Below are 18,646 nucleotides of genomic sequence, written 5' to 3'. Positions count from 1 at the left end.
TTCGCTTGGCTAATTTTAACCGTTATTACTGTTGTTTTGGTTTTGTTCTGAATGTTCTCTTGAACTTCAAGGCTTAACCAAAAGCCTTTGTTCTTAGAATTTTCAGGGTTTTACATACTGTTCAGTTTTCAAGGTTCTTTGTTGTCTCAGCGATAGCTCATATATTTTATCATAAGCATTCTTGCTTGTCAACAACTTTTTTTAATTTATTTTTTGTTTTTCTTTTTCAAAAGCGCCGTTTCTTCAACAGCTCAGCTAGTTTATCACGAAAACTCATCAGTGTCAAGCACTTTTTTGTCTTTATTTTTTCTAGCTTTTTTAAAAAAAGAAACGGAGAAAGAGGGATTTGAACCCTCGCGCCGGTTGCCCGACCTACACCCTTAGCAGGGGCGCCTCTTCGGCCTCTTGAGTATTTCTCCGCAGTAATAAAAAAAATATTCAATTGCATCTTAACGCATTTCTTTGTCAGACGCGTATCTCATTGTATCAAAGAAAATTTAAAATGTCAAGCAAATTTATCCAAGTTTTTTCTTTTTTTTTATTTCCTTTAAACCACCATTTTTCAATATATTTTATGATATGATACTATAGATGTTTGGCGGATTGCAGGAGTGCATCGCATCGCACGCAGCAATCCAGATTAGGATTCAGAAAGGAGTTTTTTTATGAATTTAAAATATATGATCCTGGGAGCCGGCGGTACTGGTGGAATTCTTGGCTCTGCTCTTACAAAAGCTGGAAAGGATGTTACATTCATTGCCCGTGGTTCCAACCTTGATGCTATGCGTAATAACGGTCTCATCATTCGTCATCTCTGGGATCAGACGGAAGAACATCTTGAGGTTCGTGCATTATCCATGGAAGAATCCTGTGCTCTTTCCCTGGCTCCAGAGGTTATCTTTATATGCGTAAAAGAATATTCCCTTGATTCCGTCCTTCCTTTTATCCGACAGACCGCTGGTCCCCGCACAATTATTATTCCCATCTTAAATATATATGGAACCGGTGCCAGGGTGCAGAAAGAATTACCGGATTGTACCGTTCTGGATGGATGCATCTATGTTTCTGCATCCTTAGAACATCCCGGTGTTCTGGTTCAGCACGGTCCTATCTTAAGGGTTGTCTTCGGTCCCAGGGATCCTTCCTATATTTCTCCGATTTTATCAGCCATTCAATCGGATCTTTGCGAAAGCGGTATCGATGGAGTTTTATCCACCCATATCCAAAGGGAAGCTTTGGAGAAATTTTCCTATGTCTCCCCTATCGGAGCTGCCGGAGTCTACCTTCATGCCGTAGCCGGAGATTTTCAAAAGGAAGGAGCTGCCCGTGAATTATTTAAATCCATGATTCGTGAAATCAGCGCTCTGGCTGCTGCCATGGGATATCCCTTTGAAAAAGACTATGTAAAAATAAATCTGGAGATTCTTTCCAACTTATCTGCCGATGCCACCACTTCCATGCAGCGTGACATAATGGAAGGAAAACCATCGGAACTGGACGGACTTGTCATGGAGCCCCTCCGACTTGCAAAAAAATATTCTGTCTCTATGCCCTGTTATGAGGAGGTAGCAAACGCATTATGTCCATTGGAATTTTAGTTGGTAAAATTGCGGCATTATTTATCGTCATGTTTTTAGGCTTTGTTTTGGGAAAGACTGGCATTTGCCGCTCAGATGACAGCCGCATTCTTTCACGCCTGTCTGTCTATATCGTAGTCCCCTGTTCGATTTTATCTGCTTTTCAGGTCAGCTGCAGCCCTTCCATCCTAAATGGGCTTCTTTTGGCGGTGGCTGCTGCTGTATTGATCCATCTCATCCTGATTGTCCTTTTTTACTTTATAGGACCTCTTCTTCATCTTAACGGAGTCGAAAAAGCCTCTATCATCTACTCTAATGCAGGAAATCTTGTTATACCGCTTGTTTCCTCTATTCTAGGACCAGACTGGGTTATTTATTCCAGCGCCTACGTCTCTGTACAGCTTTTTCTTCTCTGGAGTCATGGCAAAATGATGATCTGTGAAGAAAAAAAGCCTGATTTTAAAAAAATCATAACAAATACAAATATGATTGCCATTTTATTCGGTATTTTTCTATTCTTGGCACAGATTTCACTTCCCGGTCCAGTGGACAGCGCTGTCCGCTCCCTGGGAAGCATGATTGGTCCTTTGGCCATGCTGATCTCAGGAATGCTGATTGCCGGAACCACGCCCCAGGAAATTCTGTCTTTTCCCCATATTGGACTTGTCACGATTCTGCGGCTCATCGGTGTACCGTTTTTGACAATTTTACTTCTTAAATTCAGCGGCCTTGCTTCTTTTGCTGAGAATGGTTCACAAATTCTGCTTGTCACCCTGTTAGCCACAATCACCCCATCCGCCTCCACAATCACGCAGATGGCCCAGGTATATGGAAAAGATGCCCGCTATGCTGGTGCCATTAACGTAATTACCACTCTATTCTGTATGATAACCATGCCAATCATGGTTTATCTCTATCAATTATAACTTTATTCTTCACGACAAAAGAGAGGTTATTTGCCAAACAGCCAATAACCTCTCTTCATAAAACTTTAAAATGCATCTGCATTCTTGCTGCGGGATGGGAGTCATCCCACATCTGATATCTTATTATCCTATCTCTGATATTCCTTTACTGCGGTCTCGTAAAGATTGTTTCCTTCGGAATCAATTACCACGATCATAGGCATATTTTCTACCGTCAATTTTCGGATCGCCTCTGTTCCCAGATCATCGTATGCAATCACTTCCGATTCCTTAATGCACTTTGAAAGAATTGCTCCGGCTCCGCCCACTGCCGCAAAATAAACGGCACCATTGCGAACGATGGCATCGATGACTGCCTGGCTTCTCTTTCCTTTTCCGATCATGGCTCCCATGCCGAGATCCAGAAGTCTTGGAGTATATTTATCCATACGGCTGGCTGTGGTCGGACCTGCAGAACCAATCGGACGGCCCTCTCTGGCCGGTGACGGTCCCATATAATAAATTACATTATCTTTCAGATCAAGGGGAAGTTCTCTTCCTTCATCCAGCGTCTCTATCATGCGCTTATGAGCTGCATCACGTGCCGTATAGATGGTTCCGCTTATATATACATAATCACCTGCATGCAGGCTTTTTAATGTCTCCCTGTCAATTGGAGCTGTGATTGTTCTATCCATATTTTCCTCCAAATCTATCTTATGTGCTCTCGGTATCTTTTTGTGCAGGAAAAACTCCGAGAGTACATTCTTTATACTATCAAATGATGTTTGGGTCACAAGAGATTTTTCCCCTTTTGATACCGGATTGCTATGTGCTTCGCACTTTCGCAATTCTAAAATTATTCATCAAATCACTCTGTGCGCATGACGGTTTACATGACAGCAGATATTGATGCCTACCGGCAGCCCTGCAATATGGGTCGGGTAGGTTTCAATATTGACAGCCAGTGCGGTTGTCCGTCCGCCTAAACCGCCAGGACCGATTCCAAGGTTATTGATCGTTTCAAGCATTTCTTTTTCCAGATCACGCACATACTCAACCGGTGATTCCTCTTCCAGATTTCTGGTCAGCGCGTGCTTCGCCATCTCTGCACACTTTTCAAAGGTTCCGCCGATTCCGACACCTACTACCATCGGAGGACAGGCATTCGGTCCTGCATCCCGCACCGCTGTCAGAATAGCATCCTTGACTCCTTCGATTCCATCTGCCGGTTTCAGCATGAACACACGGCTCATATTTTCACTTCCAAATCCCTTCGGAGCCACCGTGATCTCTACCTGCTCACCCTCTACGATCTCATAATGAATGATAGCCGGTGTATTATCCTTCGTATTCTCACGGTAAATCGGATCCTTAACCACGGATTTACGGAGATATCCGTCTACATATCCCTGACGCACGCCCTCATTGATAGCATCAGTCAGAGAACCGCCGATCAAATGTACATCCTGTCCCACCTTGATAAACACAACTGCCATTCCGGTATCCTGGCAGATCGGAATCATCTCCTCACCAGCGATACATAAGTTTTCTTCCAGCTGGCCTAAAATCTGACGTCCCAATGGAGATTCTTCACTCGCTGCCGCCTCATCAAACACCTTTTTCATATCCGGTGACAGAAAATGATTGGCCTCAATGCACATTTCTTTGATATTCTGTGTAATGGTTTCAACATTGATTCTTCTCATTTGAAAACTACCCTTCTTCCATGAAATTTTTATCTGCTTACGCAGATAGAACCGTATCTCTTAATCATTAATGACTCTTATATCATCATAATAGAAATTAAATAATCTTGCAATCATTTCTGAATAGATGTAATAAAAATACCCCCTGAATAGATTTCGAATTTATCTCTATCTATTTAGGAGGTATCATATTGTTACAGTTCAGCCATGACATCTTCTTGTTTCCATATTCATGAAAACAAGAAGCACGGTGGATCCACCATATGCTGATTTGAATGAAAAAGTGCTTATACAAGCAAGCTTGCAACACACTTTCTCATTCAAACCAGCGCATGGCTGAACTGTAACATCATATTATCTTGAAATTTCTCTTGTCACGTGTTTTAACCACTCTTTTTCTTCGTCATTCATATACGGAGAAATGGTTTCGTATACGTCTTTATGGTATGTATTTAAGCGCTCGATATCCGCGTCATCCATGAAACGTGTATCCAGTGCCTCTAAGTCAATCGGCGCCTTGGTCAGGAATTCGAATTTCAGGAACTGTCCGTACTCGTTCTTTTCATCCTCGACACATAAGATCAGGTTCTCGGTTCTGGTTCCGAAATCGCCAGCAAAGTACAGACCTGGCTCATCGGAGCAGATCATGCCCGGCTCGATGACAGCGCTGTCCTGACGCTCCGGAACAACCTTCCAGCGCAGTCCGTTCGGTCTCTCATGTACGTTAGAAAGATATCCGACACCATGTCCGGTACCGTGTGCAAAGTCAAGTCCACGTTTCCAGAATGCTTCACGGATCGTGTAATCTAAGTTAATGCCCCGGCATCCGTGAAGGAACTTCATCGTTGATACCTTCAGCATAGCGGCTGCTACGATTGTGTAATACTCTTTTTCCTTCTCGGTCAGAGGTCCTAACGTATAGGTTCTTGTGATATCGGTAGTACCCTCTAAATACTGTCCGCCGGAATCTACCAGAAGAAGACCTTCCGGTTTTAATTCCTTGCATACCTCATCACTTGGATGATAATGGCACATAGCTGCATTTTCTTTGTATGCGGCAATGGTTACGAAGCTTGGCTCAATATAATTTCCCTGCTCTGCACGAAGCTCTTCGATCTTGTGTGCAGCGGTCATCTCTGTCATCGGGCAGGTTCCGATGGTGTGCTTCAGCCAGTACATAAACTTGGTAACAGCAATACCGTCTTTTAAATGAGCCTTACGCATATTTTCAATCTCAGTCGCATTCTTTACAGCCTTCATGGTCGCACATGGATTCATCTCGTCTATGATGCGGCAGGAAGCATCAATACTCTCGCATACGGCAAAGCTTGCTTTCTTGCGCTCCAGAAGAATCTTCTCATTTTTCAGAGCTGCCACATCCTGTAAGAATTCTGCATACTCTTTTATCTGAACCTTTGCCTCAGCTAAAGCCGCACAAACTTCTTTTCCCATCTTAGTATCTTCTTTGATGGCTTCTTTCTGTACGTATAAATAGGCTTCATCCTGTGTAATAAGTGCATAGGACAGGAATACCGGGTTATTTACAATATCGTTTCCACGAAGGTTGAATAACCACGCGATTTCATCCAGAGCCGTCATCAGATGAATCTGTGCTTTATTTTTCTTCATGACTTCGCGAAGATCTGAAAGTTTCTCTACGGTACTCTTTCCGGCATATTTTACATCCAGACTCCAGATAGGCTCGCAGGACATAGCCGGACGGGAAGTCCAAATCTCACCTACCAGATCATTGCCGCCGTTGATTGTTACATTTTTTTCCTGCAGTAAGTTCTGAAGACCATAACCCAGCTCAGAGTTTACAACACGACCGTCAAATCCAAGGCATCCATCAACCGGAAGCTCCGCCTCTAAAAACTCGTCCAGAGTCGGGAATTCAGGTTCGCCCATGCAGTATAATTTGATCTCACTGCCGGAAAGCTGCTCTTCCGCCTGTACAAAATATCTTCCATCTGTCCAGAGTCCGGCTTTGTCCATAGTGATAACAGCCGTTCCTGCGGTTCCGTTGAAACCGGTCAGAAAATGACGGCATTTAAAAAACTCGCCTACATACTCAGATTCATGAAAATCCGCAGTCGGAACTAGATATGCATCGATTCCCAGTTCTTTCATGCAATCTCTTAATTGTCCAATTTTTACATTTGTCTGGTTCATTATTTCCTCCTTCATGCATGATCCTCGTCCCCCTTTTTTGTAAATCGATCAAAATACAGGAAAAAGCCTCGAATCATACAATTTTTTTGAAAAAATATGTACTCCTGGAATGTCTATGCATTCCGCATAAAACATTCCCAGAGTACATCTTATTCTAGTTATTTAAATTATCGTAACAATTCAGCCCCATTAGCCAAGAAACATTCCAACACCCGGTCCTAACGGAAGGTTAAGTACGATCCATAATACTAACAGGATACTCCATCCAATCAGGAAGCAGATACTGTACGGAAGCATGGTGGAAACCAGAGTTCCGATACCAGCCTCTTTATCATATTTCTTCATGAATACGATAATCATTGCGAAATAGGACATCATCGGAGTGATAACGTTTGTACAGGAGTCACCGATACGGTAAGCAACCTGAGCGAACTCCGGTGTGTAACCTAACAGCATGAACATCGGTACGAATACCGGCGCGATCAGAGCCCATTTTGCAGATGCAGAACCCATGAACAGGTTGATGAATGCTGCAAAAAGAACGAATAAGATCATGGTCGGGATAGTTCCGATACCGGAGTTTCTAAAGAACTCAGCTCCCTTTAATGCAAGGATCGTTCCTAATTTGGTATAACCAAAGAAGTTAATAAACTGTGCTGCCACAAAGGTCAGAGCGATGTAGGAGCTCATGGTTCCCATGGCACGTCCCATTGCGTTGCAGACATCCTTCTCTCCGTGATATACACCAGTCATATGACCATATACAACAGACGGTACGAAGAAAAGTACAGTGATAATTGGGATGATGCCCTCCATGAACGGGGAGTTTCCTAACAGTGTTCCGTCCTCAGCTCTCATAACAGAGTTAGCCGGGAGACAGAAAGCTACCAGAACCAGAATCATAACCAGCAAGGTTAAACCAGCTACTTTCAGAGCCTTTCTTTCCTGGTTATTTAATTTATACTCAGAGCTTGTTTCATTCTCTTCCCCATTGCCGTGATACTCACCGAAACGCGGTGCAACGACTTTCTCAGTGATGATAGTACCTAAGATTGTGATCAGGAAGGTAGATACCATCATGAAGTACCAGTTTCCGGTCGGCTCAACTACATAAGTCGGGTCTACCATCTTTACAGCCTCGTTGGTAATACCGCAAAGAAGCGGATCCAGAGTACCGATTAATAAGTTTGCAGAGAAACCACCGGATACACCTGCAAATGCTGCAGCCATACCAACTACCGGATGACGATTGTATGCCATGAACATCAGTGCTGCGATCGGAATCAGAACGATGTATCCAACTGCGTCAGCCAGGTTGGACATAACGCCTAAGAATACGATCATCGGAGTGATTAACTTAGCCGGAGTAACCTCTACAGCAGACTTTAATGCGCCGCCGATTAAACCACTGTCCTCCAGAAGTCCGATACCGAACATAGCTACCAGAACAACTCCTAAAGGAGCGAATCCTGTAAAGTTAGTGATTGCATGTGTCAGCATGTACACAAGCCCCTCACCATTCAAAAGACTGACAGCCTGAACCGTCTGAGTCTCTACGACTCCCTTAGAACGGTTAACCAGTTCACCTGTTGCCGAAACTCCAGCCATCTCACAGACAGCAGAAAGAACGATAACAAAGAGAACTAAAATTGCAAAAATAGAAATCGGATGCGGAAGTTTATTTCCGACTTTCTCAATTCCGTTCAGCCAGCGGTTTAATAACGAAGGCTTATCTTTTGCTTGTTCGTTTGCTTTTCCCATTTTTTCCTCCATTCTCAACTTATACGTATAAGTGAATTTTGTATTGTTAGAATATCACAAAAGGATCGGCATTTCAATTATTTTTTTAGCAATATTAAATTATTGTGTATTTTAGTGAATTTCTATAGACATTTTTAGAGAAATTTAATAAACTGTAAAAGTGTTATAAGGAGTCTACAAAATTATGAAAAAAAAATGTTACTGCAAAAGACATCGCAAAACTCTGCGGAGTCTCTCAGGCGACTGTATCTTATGTGATCAATAATCGCCAGAATCAGAAGATCAGTGAGGAAACCAGACGCAAGGTTTTAGATGCCGTTGAAACACTTCACTACTATCCCAATGCTTCCGCCAAAAGCATGCGGACCAAAAACTGCACGTCCATCGGAATTGTATGTGCAAAGGATTACAGCCGCCAGGCTTTCTTAAACGCTTTTACCGGAATCAGCCAGTACCTGTCCCAGATCGACTATACCATCACGATTTTCAATGAAATGGATGATATAGATTCTTCTCTGGATTATGTCAAAAGCTATTATTCCAACGTGATCGATGGACTCATTTTTATTTCCAACGATGATCACGCTGCTTTTACAAAACCGGCCGATGAAAATCATATTCCCTATGTGGTTATCTGTATGGACGGGGTTTTCTCAAAAAAAACGCCGTTCCCCCATGCATTTGAATATGCCCTGCAGGAATGTGCCTCCTTCTGTCTGGAAAAGAGAATCCGCGAAGTGCGGTATTTTTCCATCAGCAATGACGGTCTTTTAGTTAATAATAAATATCCGCTTTTTGAATCCCTGCTTCGCCGGACGGCACCGAACTGCCATCTGGAGCACGTGATCTGCCCTATCAAGGATCGTGATCTGATTCATTTGCAGCAATTTTTAGCTAAATACATGGAAAACCGCAGTTTTGATCTTGCCATTTCTCAAAACTACGACATTGGACTGCTGCTGCAGCGTGAAATATTAAAAACAGGCTTTTCCATCCCTCAGAGAATTCGCCATATCTTCCTGAACGAGGTGAATTTCTATGAAATGGACTATCCTTCTATCAGCGGCATTGATATTCCCTACGATCAAATGGGCGAGTATGCTGCCAAACTTCTTCTTGCTATGATCGAAAACCGTGAATCTGAATTTACCTACCAGGAATTCAGGTGCCGCCTCATTCAGAGAGAAACGACGCTGTGACGCTGTTAAAATACTGCGCCTTATAAAGATCAAAAAGAGAACACCCGCTAATTCCAGTTTATGAATTGCCGGATGTTCTCTTTTTTATGATTTTCTTTTCAAAGATCAAGGATATCTGATCTTTTTTACTTTTTATTCGTTACAGTTCAGCCATGACATCTTCTTGTTTCCATATTCATGAAAACAAGAAGCATGGTGGGTCCACCATATGCTGATTTGGATGAAAAAGTGCTTATGCAAGCAAGCTTGCAACACACTTTCTCATTCAAACCAGCGCATGGCTGAACTGTAACTTTTATTCTTCCGTATTCTCAGATTCGGTTTCTTCTCCGTCCTGTTCCTCCAGAAATTCGTCTTCTTCATCCTCATCCTTGTCGCTCTCCCGCACCTTAGCGATGCTTGCAACTGCTATGCCGGATTCAGCATCAATACTCATCAGCTTCACACCGGAGGTATTGCGTCCGATAATCGAGATGTCGCTGACTGCCATCTTGATGATGATGCCTTCATTGGTAATCAGCATGATCTTGCGCTCATTATCTACCAGCTTTGCACCCACCAAATCACCGGTTTTGTCGATGATCTTATAGCAGCGCACGCCCTTGCCGCCTCGGTTCTGGGCTGTAAATTCATCAATCGGAGTGCGTTTTCCATAACCATTTTCCGATACTACCAGCAGGCATTCTCCCTGGCTGGCCATCTGCATACCGATGACTTCATCGCCTTCATCAAACTTCATGCCGATAACCCCCATGGAAACACGGCCTGTCACGCGGACATCGGTCTCATGGAATCGGATACACATACCTTTCTTTGTGATCAGGAAAATATCTTCGGTATTATCGGTAGCCTTAACTTCGATCAATTCATCGTCATCACGAAGTACAATCGCCTGAAGACCGTTCTTGCGGACATTGCTGTATTCCTTCATCGGAGTCTTCTTAACCATACCATTGCGGGTTGCCATGAAGAGATATTTCTCATCATCGATCTCCTTCATAGGAACGATGGATGTGATCTTCTCGCCTGGCATCAGCGGAAGCAGATTCACGATGGCAGTACCTCTGGCAGTGCGTCCTGCCTCCGGAATCTCGTATCCCTTCAGACGGTATACGCGTCCCTTGTTGGTAAAGAACATCACATAATGATGGGTTGTGGTCATCAGCAGATCTTCGATATAATCTTCCTCAATAGTCTGCATGCCCTTGATTCCCTTGCCGCCGCGGTTCTGGCTCTTGAAATTATCGCTGGACATTCTCTTAATATAGCCAAAATTGGTCATGGTCACAACGATATCGTCATCCGGGATCAAATCCTCCGCAGACATATCGTATTCATCATATCCGATGGCGGTACGGCGGTCATCTCCGTATTTATCAGCGATGAGGGAGATCTCCTCCTTGATAACACACAGAAGTTTCTTCTCATCTGCCAGAATCGCTTTCAACTCTGCAATCTTTGCCTCCAGCTCTTTATATTCATTTTCCAGTTTCTCGCGTTCCAGACCGGTCAGAGCACGCAGACGCATATCTACGATGGCCTGTGCCTGTGCATCCGAAAGATCAAAACGCTCCATTAACTGAGCTTTCGCCGCCTGAACATTGGCAGAACCACGGATAATCTTGATAACCTCATCGATATGATCCAGTGCCTTTAAAAGACCTTCCAAAATATGGGCTCTCTCTTCTGCCTTGTTCAGATCATATTTGGTTCTTCTGGTTACCACATCCTCCTGGTGCTTTAAGTAATATTCCAGGATCTGCTGCAGATTTAAGATACGCGGCTCATTATTAACCAGCGCCAGCATAATCACACCAAAGGTGTCCTGCAGCTGTGTATGCTTCAGCAGACGGTTCATGATGACATTGGCATTCACATCACGGCGCAGTTCAATGCAGATCCGAAGTCCCTCACGGTTGGATTCATCACGCAGATCCGTGATTCCATCAAGCTTTTTATCCTTTACAAGCTCTGCGATCTTTTCGATCAAACGAGCCTTATTCACTGCATAAGGAAGCTCTGTCACGATGATACGGCTCTTGCCATTTGCCATGGCCTCGATATTGTATACAGCCCGTACACGGATCTTGCCGCGTCCGGTTCTGTAAGCTTCTTCGATGCCCGCTTTTCCAAGGATGGTTGCTCCTGTCGGAAAATCAGGTCCCTTTACGATCTCCATCAGTTCTTCAATGGTAGTCGGGCGGTCTTCCTCCACCCGGTTGTCTATGATCTTGACAACGGCAGCAATCACCTCACGCAGGTTGTGAGGCGGAATATTCGTTGCCATACCAACGGCGATACCGGTGCCGCCATTTACCAGAATATTGGGAAAACGAGCCGGAAGAACCGTCGGTTCTTTCTCAGTCTCATCAAAGTTCGGCATGAAATCAACGGTATTTTTGCCGATATCTGCCAGCATCTCCATGGAAATACGGCTCAGCCTTGCCTCGGTGTATCGCATCGCTGCAGCGCCGTCGCCGTCCATGGAACCGAAGTTTCCATGTCCATCTACAAGCGGGTAACGGGTAGCCCATTTCTGAGCCATATTAACCAATGCGCCGTAAATGGAGCTGTCGCCGTGCGGATGATATTTACCCATTGTATCACCGACGATACGGGCGGATTTACGGTGCGGCTTATCCGGACCGTTATTCAGCTCAACCATCGAATAAAGCACTCGTCTCTGCACCGGTTTCAAGCCGTCGCGCACGTCCGGGAGTGCCCGGGCGGCGATAACGCTCATCGCATAATCGATGTAAGACGTTTCCATTGTCTTTTTCAGATCAATGTCATGAATTTTGTCAAATATATTTGGTTCCATCTATACTCCTTTCGTCCTCAAAAGGATTTAAGTGACTTAAATTTAATTAAATATCCAGGTTCTTTACGTACTTCGCATTTGCCTCGATAAACTCACGGCGCGGCTCAACCTGATCACCCATCAGGGTAGCAAATGTCAGATCAACCTCCGAAGCAGTCTCACTGTCGATCTGTACACGGAGAAGAATTCGGCGCTCCGGATCCATGGTAGTCTCCCAAAGCTGTTCCGCATCCATCTCGCCCAGACCTTTATAACGCTGGATCTTATTGTTGTTGTCACGGCCAATCTCAGTCAGAATCGAATTCAGCTCATCATCGCTGTATGCATACCAGACACGCTTATTCTTCTCGATCTTATAAAGCGGCGGCTGTGCCAGATATACATGTCCATCCCGGATCAGATCCGGCATAAAACGATACAGGAACGTCAGAAGCAGGGTACTGATATGAGCACCGTCCACATCGGCATCGGTCATGATAATGATCTTGTTGTAACGAAGTTTTGAAATATCAAAATCTTCATGAATACCGGTACCAAATGCCGTGATCATCGCACGGATCTCCGCATTGCCGTAAATTCGATCCAGTCTTGCTTTTTCTACGTTTAAGATCTTGCCTCGAAGAGGCAGAATAGCCTGATTGGATTTATTTCTAGCCTCTTTCGCAGAACCACCCGCGGAATCTCCCTCTACGATGTAGATCTCGCAGTTTTCCGGATTCTTGTCGGAACAGTCGGCTAATTTTCCTGGAAGCGCCATGCCGTCAAGCGCTGATTTACGTCTCGTCATCTCGCGCGCCTTGCGGGCTGCGTCGCGGGCTCTCTTGGCAAGAATTGATTTCTCACAGATAATCTTGGCAACCGTTGGATTCTGCTCCAGGAAATATGTCAGCTGCTCGCTCACGATCGCATCGACCGCCGCGCGGGCCTCGCTGTTGCCAAGTTTCTGCTTCGTCTGTCCCTCAAACTGAGGCTCCTCGATCTTGACGCTGATGATGGCTGTAAGGCCCTCACGGATATCCTCACCACTGAGTGCCGGCTCATTTTCCTTGAGAAGCTTATTTTTCTTTGCATAGTCATTAAAAGTCTTGGTCAGAGCACTCTTAAAGCCGGCCAGATGGGTACCGCCCTCCGGTGTATTGATATTATTGACGAAGGTGTAGATATTTTCCGTGTAGGAATCGTTATGCTGCATCGCCACCTCGACAAATACCTTGTCCTTGATGCCCTCGCAGTAGATAACCGGTTCATAGAGCTTCTCATTGCTCCGGTTCAAGTAGGTGACAAATTCCTTGATACCGCCCTCATAGTGGAAGGTCTTCTCATGCTTCACTTCTCTGTCATCCCGCAGGGTGATCTTTAAGTTTTTCGTCAGGAATGCCGTCTCACGCAGGCGTACTTTTAACGTATCATAGTCGTAGACCGTTTCCTCGAAAATCTCCTTATCTGGCAGGAATACAACCCGTGTGCCGTGCTTATCCGGAGCACATTCACCGACTACTTTCAGCGGATACATGGTTTTACCGCGCTCATAGCGCTGCTTATATACCTTTCCATCCCGCAGATCTCAACCTCCAGCCACTCGGAAAGGGCGTTTACAACCGATGCACCTACACCGTGAAGTCCGCCTGATACCTTATATCCGCCACCGCCGAATTTACCGCCTGCATGCAGGATCGTAAATACAACCTCAACCGCCGGAAGTCCGGCTTTTTTCTGAGTATCAACCGGGATACCACGACCGTCATCCTGTACCGTGATGGAATTGTCCGCATTGATCTGCACCTCGATGTGACTGCAGAATCCGGCTAACGCCTCATCCACGGAGTTGTCAACTATCTCATACACCAGGTGATGGAGGCCTCTTACAGATGTGCTGCCTATATACATACCAGGACGCTTTCTGACCGCCTCCAATCCCTCCAATATCTGTATTTGATCTGCACTGTATTCTGAACCCATAGTTCCTCCTTCACTTGCTGTTTTATGTCTGACTAGTTGTCTTGTTTGGACGTTCACAGGTGACCGTCCCGCTCACGACCCGAAAGGTCTTATCTATCTGGAAGCTGTGGCTGATAAAATCATCCAAGCCTGTACAGGTAATGATCGTCTGTATGTGGCGGATGCTGGCGAGCAGATGATCCTGCCGTTTCCCATCTAACTCCGACAAAACATCGTCGAGAAGCAGAATCGGATACTCCTTTTTGATCTTTTTAACCAGCTCAATCTCCGCCAGTTTGAGCGATAATGCCGCCGTCCTCTGCTGTCCCTGTGAACCGAAGCGCCGGATGTCAATCCCGTTGACATAGAAACTTAAGTCATCCCTGTGCGGTCCGACCAGCGTCGTCTTCTGCTTCCGGTCCGCCTCGCGGCTCTTTTTGACAGCCGCTTCCAGCTGATCCGCCTCCGTGTTCGGCTCATACTGAATAACAAGCTCTTCCTTTCCGCCCGACAATTTCTGATGGATCGGACGGATCAATTCGTTTAATTCACCGATAAATTCCCGCCGGTACTGGCTCACCTCCCGCCCGTAGGAAGCAAGCTGCATATCCCATATATCCAGCATCTCCTCGTACTCGGGATGGAAAAACAGCTCCTTTAAGAGCTTATTTCTCTGTATCACTACCCGGTTGTACTGCACCAGCGAATGAACATAGAGCCGGTTTAACTGGCATAATTCCAGATCAATAAAACGGCGCCGATCCGCCGGCCCGTTCTTAATGAGATTCAGATCTTCCGGCGAAAAAAACACCACGTTAACGATGCCGAAAAGCTCGCTCGCCCGCCGGATCGGAATCCCGTTAACCGCCACGCCCTTCGTCTTATTTTTCTTTAGGTGCATGTCGATCCGGTATGGCACATCGTCCTTGCGAAGCTGCATCTTGATGTGGGACTCGTCCTCTCCGAATTCGATGATCTCCCTGTCCTTGCTGCCGCGGTGGGACTTGGTCGTCGCACACACGTAGACCGCTTCGAGGATATTGGTTTTACCCTGCGCGTTGTCTCCGTAGAGAACATTCGTCCCCGGATCAAAATCCATATGTAATTCCCCGTAATTGCGATAATTTTTGAGTTCGATCGATTCGATAAACATGAAACCATCCTTTATTTGGTGATTGTTACGGTCTCTCCGTCATACTCGACTTTGTCCCCGTCGTAAAGCTTCTTGCCGCGCTGCATCTCCACCGCGCCATTGACCTTCACAAGCCCGTCCTGAATCGCAAATTTGGCGTCCACGCCGGACTCTACCAGACCAGCTGCCTTGAGCGCCTGACCCAGTTTTATAAATTCATCTCTCAGTTTGATCTCCATCTTATTTCAGATCCTTTCTGTTACTGTCTGCACCTGCCATGTCTAAAAATGGCAGGTTAGATCGCTGCCGCATTGAAATTGACCGGCAGGATCAGATAGATGTAAGTCTCCTCCTCGTCCCGGATAAAGCACGGGGATTTCGGATTCATCATGTACAGAGTCACTTCCTCATCATCGATGATTCGTAACGCATCACCCAAAAACTTCGGGTTGAAGCCGATCATCAGGTCTTTTCCAAACTTGGTAATGGCCAGACGGGCATCCATCGTACCGAAGGCGGAGTGCATCTTTAACTCCATTTCTTCATCGGTAAAGTTTAAGATCAAAGGTTTCTTATCATTTTCACGGACGAGAATGCTCGCACGGTCGATCGCATCCATGAAATCACGGCGGTTCAAGGTAACTTTCGTCTCATAATCGGAGGAAAGCATCTGATTGATCCGGAAATACTCGCCCTCAATCAGGCGGGATAACACGATCGTGTCGTCAAATTCAAACATGATGTGGTTGGTGCTGAAGAAAATCTGTACCTCAGAGTCGTTGTCACCGTTTAAGATCTTGCTGATCTCACCTAAAGTCTTGCCAGGAACGATGACTTTTATATCACTGTACTGTTCTTTTAATGCAACTTTGCGGATCGACATGCGGTGTCCGTCGAGGGAAACGAGCTTAAGTTCATTGCCGGTGACCTCCATCAGCTCACCGGTCATCATCTTGTTGCTGTCGTTCGGCGAGATCGAGAAGATCGTCTGGCGGATGATCTCTTTTAAGGTAAACTGGGAAAGTGTGATGAATTTATCCCGCTCAATGTGGGGAATATAGGAAAATTCATCGCCGTCCTTGCCCTGAATCTGGAAAATAGCCTTGTCACAGGTGATCGTCGTGTTGTATTTTTCATCCGATTCGATCGTGATCGTAGAATTTTCGCCGGAGAGCTTGCGGATAATATCGGAAAAAAGCTTGGCATCAAGAGCGATTTTTCCACGTTCCAGGATCGTTCCTTCGACCTTCGTCTCAATTCCCAGCTCCATATCGTTGCCGGTCAGTTTGATCTCATCCGAAACAGCATCGATCAGGATGCATTCGAGAATCGGCATGGTGGTTTTGGAAGGAACGGCCTTCAGAACAATGTTGATGCCGTTCATTAAATGATCTTTTTCAAATGAAAGCTTCATGTTTGTTGATAACTCCTTTGCTAAAAATAACGTGGAACGGAAAGAAAAGATATATATAAATTTCGTCGCAATCGTAGTAGGGGCTGTGAATATGTGGAATTCTCCGGACAGCCCTGAAAATACAGGGGTTCAGACTCCTTTTGAATGGTTAAAAAGGCTGTGTAAAACTGTCCGGAACCGGCTGGATAACTTTTGAATTATCCACAGCCCTGAAATGGAGCAAAATGTGGGAAAAGTTATCCACAGGTTTTCAACCACTTTTCCACGCGAAATTGTGGAAGAAACCTACTGTGGGCTGATCTTTTTCATTAAGATTTCCACTGTATTGCGAAGCGATTCGTTTTTCTCCATATCGGCAGCGATCTTGTCGTGACCGTGGATGATCGTCGTGTGATCCCGACCGCCTAAATATTTGCCGATATTCTGCAGGGAAGTTCCGAGCATCGAACGGCAGATATACATCACGATCTGGCGCGGGAATACGATCTCCTTGTTGCGCTTCTGGGAGGAGATGTCAAGCGGAGTGATACCGAAATGATCGGCAACGACCTGGATGATCAGCTCCGGGGTCACTTCTTTCTCCGCGTTCGGGGAAATGAGATCCTTGAGCGCTTCCTCCGCCAGCTCCGTCGTGATCTCCTTGTTATTTAACTTGGAAAGGGCGACGATCTTGGTGAGGGCGCCCTCGAGTTCACGGATGTTGGACTTGACGTTGGTGGCGATGTACTTGATCACTTCATTATCTATATTGTAGCCCTCGAGTTCCTCTTTTTTGCGGAGGATCGCCATACGGGTTTCATAATCCGGCGACTGGATATCGACGGTCAAGCCCCATTCGAAACGGGAACGAAGCCGTTCTTCCAGCGTCTCGATCTCTTTCGGCGGTTTATCTGAGGAGATAATGATCTGTTTTTTCGCTTCATAGAGTGCGTTGAAGGTATGGAAAAATTCTTCCTGTGTCGATTCCTTACCGATAATAAACTGGATATCATCGATGAGGAGGACGTCGTTGTTTCTGTATTTTTCACGGAACTCCGTGGTGGAAATATTGTTTTTGTTCCGGATCGCATCGATCAGTTCGTTCGTAAACTTCTCACTTGTAACGTAGAGAACCTTCGCTTTTGGATTGTTTTTTAAGATAAAATGTCCGATCGAGTGCATAAGATGCGTTTTTCCCAGACCTACACCCCCGTAAATGAAGAGAGGGTTGTAGATCTCACCCGGAGATTCTGCCACGGCGAGGGAAGCGGCGTGCGCTAAGTTATTGTTCGCGCCGACGACGAAGGTGTCGAATGTGTAGCGCGGATTTAAGTTCGCATCCTGGATGAGCTGGCGGCTGACCTCGGACGGGCGGTTGATCAGATGGCTTTTGTCCGTCTCTTTTTGCGGCTCATCGACCTGTTCGATGGTGACAAAATCGACCTCACACTCGATTCCGGTTAGTTCTTCGATGGTAATCTGGATCAAAAGTCCGTATTTTTTTTTGATATAGCCGAGAAACTGCACATCCGGAACCAGGATCTGAAGGGTGCCGTCTTTCATGGAATAAGGCTGCGTCGGAAGCAGCCATGTTTTGAAAGAAACGTCCGTCAGTTCGTGTTCTTCTTTAATATGGAGGAGAATTTCATCCCATTTTTCCTTAATTTTCTCTATCATACTGTGTCTCCTAAACGTAAAAAGCAGCCAAAACTGCAAAATAACCCAATCTAAGTTCTATTCTACATGATTTGTCCACATTTTTCAATAAAAACCCGCAATGTGAATAAGTGAAATTCAGTTATCCACGTGGAAAAAATGCCGAAAAATAAGGCTTTTTGATGAATGGGTGTGAACAATCAGAAGCTTATCCAGATCGTATTCCACGGTTTTTCCACAAGTTATCCCCAAAGTGTGGATAAGTGGAGGATAAGCTGTGAATAGGTGGCGGGAATGCTGATAAAATAAGGATTTTTTTATCCACAAAATGGAAATGCCCCGGTGTGTATACTGTATACAATAAGGTACCTCGACAGCAATCG

At 45.3% G+C, this 18,646-nt stretch carries 12 protein-coding genes, 1 tRNA gene and 1 pseudogene; 3 read left to right on the top strand and 11 right to left on the bottom strand.

Annotation, left to right across the window (positions count from 1 at the left end; genetic code table 11):
- Window positions 1-331: 331 nt before the first annotated feature.
- Window positions 332-419, bottom strand: a tRNA-Ser gene (locus DWX76_RS08600).
- A 246-nt stretch (window positions 420-665) separates the two neighbouring features.
- On the opposite strand from DWX76_RS08600, the gene DWX76_RS08595 reads away from it, so the two are divergent.
- Entirely contained in the window at window positions 666-1,598 is a 933-nt protein-coding gene (locus DWX76_RS08595) for a ketopantoate reductase family protein (RefSeq protein WP_118570501.1), read from the top strand.
- Entirely contained in the window at window positions 1,580-2,503 is a 924-nt protein-coding gene (locus tag DWX76_RS08590; RefSeq protein ID WP_118570500.1) for an AEC family transporter, read from the top strand. The genes DWX76_RS08595 and DWX76_RS08590 overlap by 19 nt, the downstream gene beginning before the upstream one ends.
- A gap of 128 nt (window positions 2,504-2,631) precedes the next feature.
- Here DWX76_RS08590 and DWX76_RS08585 read toward each other — a convergent pair whose 3' ends face one another.
- From DWX76_RS08585 to DWX76_RS08570, 4 genes are all read right to left on the bottom strand, one after another.
- The gene (locus DWX76_RS08585) at window positions 2,632-3,198 is read right to left on the bottom strand and encodes a Fe-S-containing hydro-lyase (protein ID WP_333549073.1); all 567 of its coding nucleotides are present in this window, start codon (window positions 3,196-3,198) and stop codon (window positions 2,632-2,634) included.
- Window positions 3,199-3,348: 150 nt separating this feature from the next.
- Entirely contained in the window at window positions 3,349-4,191 is an 843-nt protein-coding gene (locus DWX76_RS08580) for a fumarate hydratase (protein ID WP_022358414.1), read from the bottom strand.
- A 354-nt stretch (window positions 4,192-4,545) separates the two neighbouring features.
- On the bottom strand, window positions 4,546-6,363 hold the full coding sequence (locus tag DWX76_RS08575) for an aminopeptidase P family N-terminal domain-containing protein (protein ID WP_243022504.1): 1,818 nt from the start codon (window positions 6,361-6,363) through the stop codon (window positions 4,546-4,548).
- Window positions 6,364-6,552: 189 nt separating this feature from the next.
- Window positions 6,553-8,124 carry an AbgT family transporter gene (locus tag DWX76_RS08570; RefSeq protein WP_118570498.1) on the bottom strand — a complete coding sequence of 524 codons (1,572 nt, stop codon included), beginning with the start codon at window positions 8,122-8,124 and terminating at the stop codon, window positions 6,553-6,555.
- Between the two features lie 212 nt (window positions 8,125-8,336).
- Here DWX76_RS08570 and DWX76_RS08565 point away from each other — a divergent pair, with 212 nt between their 5' ends.
- Entirely contained in the window at window positions 8,337-9,323 is a 987-nt protein-coding gene (locus DWX76_RS08565; RefSeq protein ID WP_412694025.1) for a LacI family DNA-binding transcriptional regulator, read from the top strand.
- Between the two features lie 295 nt (window positions 9,324-9,618).
- Here DWX76_RS08565 and gyrA read toward each other — a convergent pair whose 3' ends face one another.
- The 6 genes and pseudogenes from gyrA to dnaA all read right to left on the bottom strand — a co-directional run bounded on the left by gyrA (window position 9,619) and on the right by dnaA (window position 18,284).
- Entirely contained in the window at window positions 9,619-12,144 is a 2,526-nt protein-coding gene (gene gyrA / locus DWX76_RS08560; RefSeq protein ID WP_117796769.1) for a DNA gyrase subunit A, read from the bottom strand.
- A 46-nt stretch (window positions 12,145-12,190) separates the two neighbouring features.
- Window positions 12,191-14,103: pseudogene (gene gyrB / locus DWX76_RS08555) on the bottom strand (DNA topoisomerase (ATP-hydrolyzing) subunit B).
- Window positions 14,104-14,125: 22 nt separating this feature from the next.
- A complete protein-coding gene (recF, locus tag DWX76_RS08550) occupies window positions 14,126-15,235 on the bottom strand; it encodes a DNA replication/repair protein RecF (RefSeq protein WP_117796771.1) in 1,110 nt (369 codons plus the stop codon).
- A gap of 11 nt (window positions 15,236-15,246) precedes the next feature.
- Window positions 15,247-15,453 carry an RNA-binding S4 domain-containing protein gene (locus DWX76_RS08545; RefSeq protein ID WP_107000960.1) on the bottom strand — a complete coding sequence of 69 codons (207 nt, stop codon included), beginning with the start codon at window positions 15,451-15,453 and terminating at the stop codon, window positions 15,247-15,249.
- A gap of 56 nt (window positions 15,454-15,509) precedes the next feature.
- Complete coding sequence (gene dnaN, locus DWX76_RS08540) at window positions 15,510-16,628, bottom strand: DNA polymerase III subunit beta (RefSeq protein WP_022358494.1); 1,119 nt, start codon at window positions 16,626-16,628, stop codon at window positions 15,510-15,512.
- 285 nt (window positions 16,629-16,913) lie between these two features.
- A complete protein-coding gene (dnaA, locus tag DWX76_RS08530) occupies window positions 16,914-18,284 on the bottom strand; it encodes a chromosomal replication initiator protein DnaA (protein ID WP_022358493.1) in 1,371 nt (456 codons plus the stop codon).
- Window positions 18,285-18,646: the final 362 nt, after the last annotated feature.

The sequence above is a fragment of the Clostridium sp. AF21-20LB genome (genome assembly GCF_003478795.1).
Lineage (GTDB): Bacteria > Bacillota > Clostridia > Lachnospirales > Lachnospiraceae > Otoolea > Otoolea fessa.
The sequence above is the reverse complement of the archived record's forward strand: the minus strand, read 5'-3'. Positions and strand labels throughout refer to the sequence as shown.

Coding starts and splice junctions, on each gene's coding strand:
- DWX76_RS08595 (WP_118570501.1), top strand. CDS start 666: ATGAATTTAAAATATATGATCCTGGGAGCCGGCGGTACTGGTGGAATT.
- DWX76_RS08590 (WP_118570500.1), top strand. CDS start 1,580: ATGTCCATTGGAATTTTAGTTGGTAAAATTGCGGCATTATTTATCGTC.
- DWX76_RS08580 (WP_022358414.1), bottom strand. CDS start 4,191: ATGAGAAGAATCAATGTTGAAACCATTACACAGAATATCAAAGAAATG.
- DWX76_RS08575 (WP_243022504.1), bottom strand. CDS start 6,363: ATGAACCAGACAAATGTAAAAATTGGACAATTAAGAGATTGCATGAAA.
- DWX76_RS08570 (WP_118570498.1), bottom strand. CDS start 8,124: ATGGGAAAAGCAAACGAACAAGCAAAAGATAAGCCTTCGTTATTAAAC.
- gyrA (WP_117796769.1), bottom strand. CDS start 12,144: ATGGAACCAAATATATTTGACAAAATTCATGACATTGATCTGAAAAAG.
- recF (WP_117796771.1), bottom strand. CDS start 15,235: ATGTTTATCGAATCGATCGAACTCAAAAATTATCGCAATTACGGGGAA.
- DWX76_RS08545 (WP_107000960.1), bottom strand. CDS start 15,453: ATGGAGATCAAACTGAGAGATGAATTTATAAAACTGGGTCAGGCGCTC.
- dnaN (WP_022358494.1), bottom strand. CDS start 16,628: ATGAAGCTTTCATTTGAAAAAGATCATTTAATGAACGGCATCAACATT.
- dnaA (WP_022358493.1), bottom strand. CDS start 18,284: ATGATAGAGAAAATTAAGGAAAAATGGGATGAAATTCTCCTCCATATT.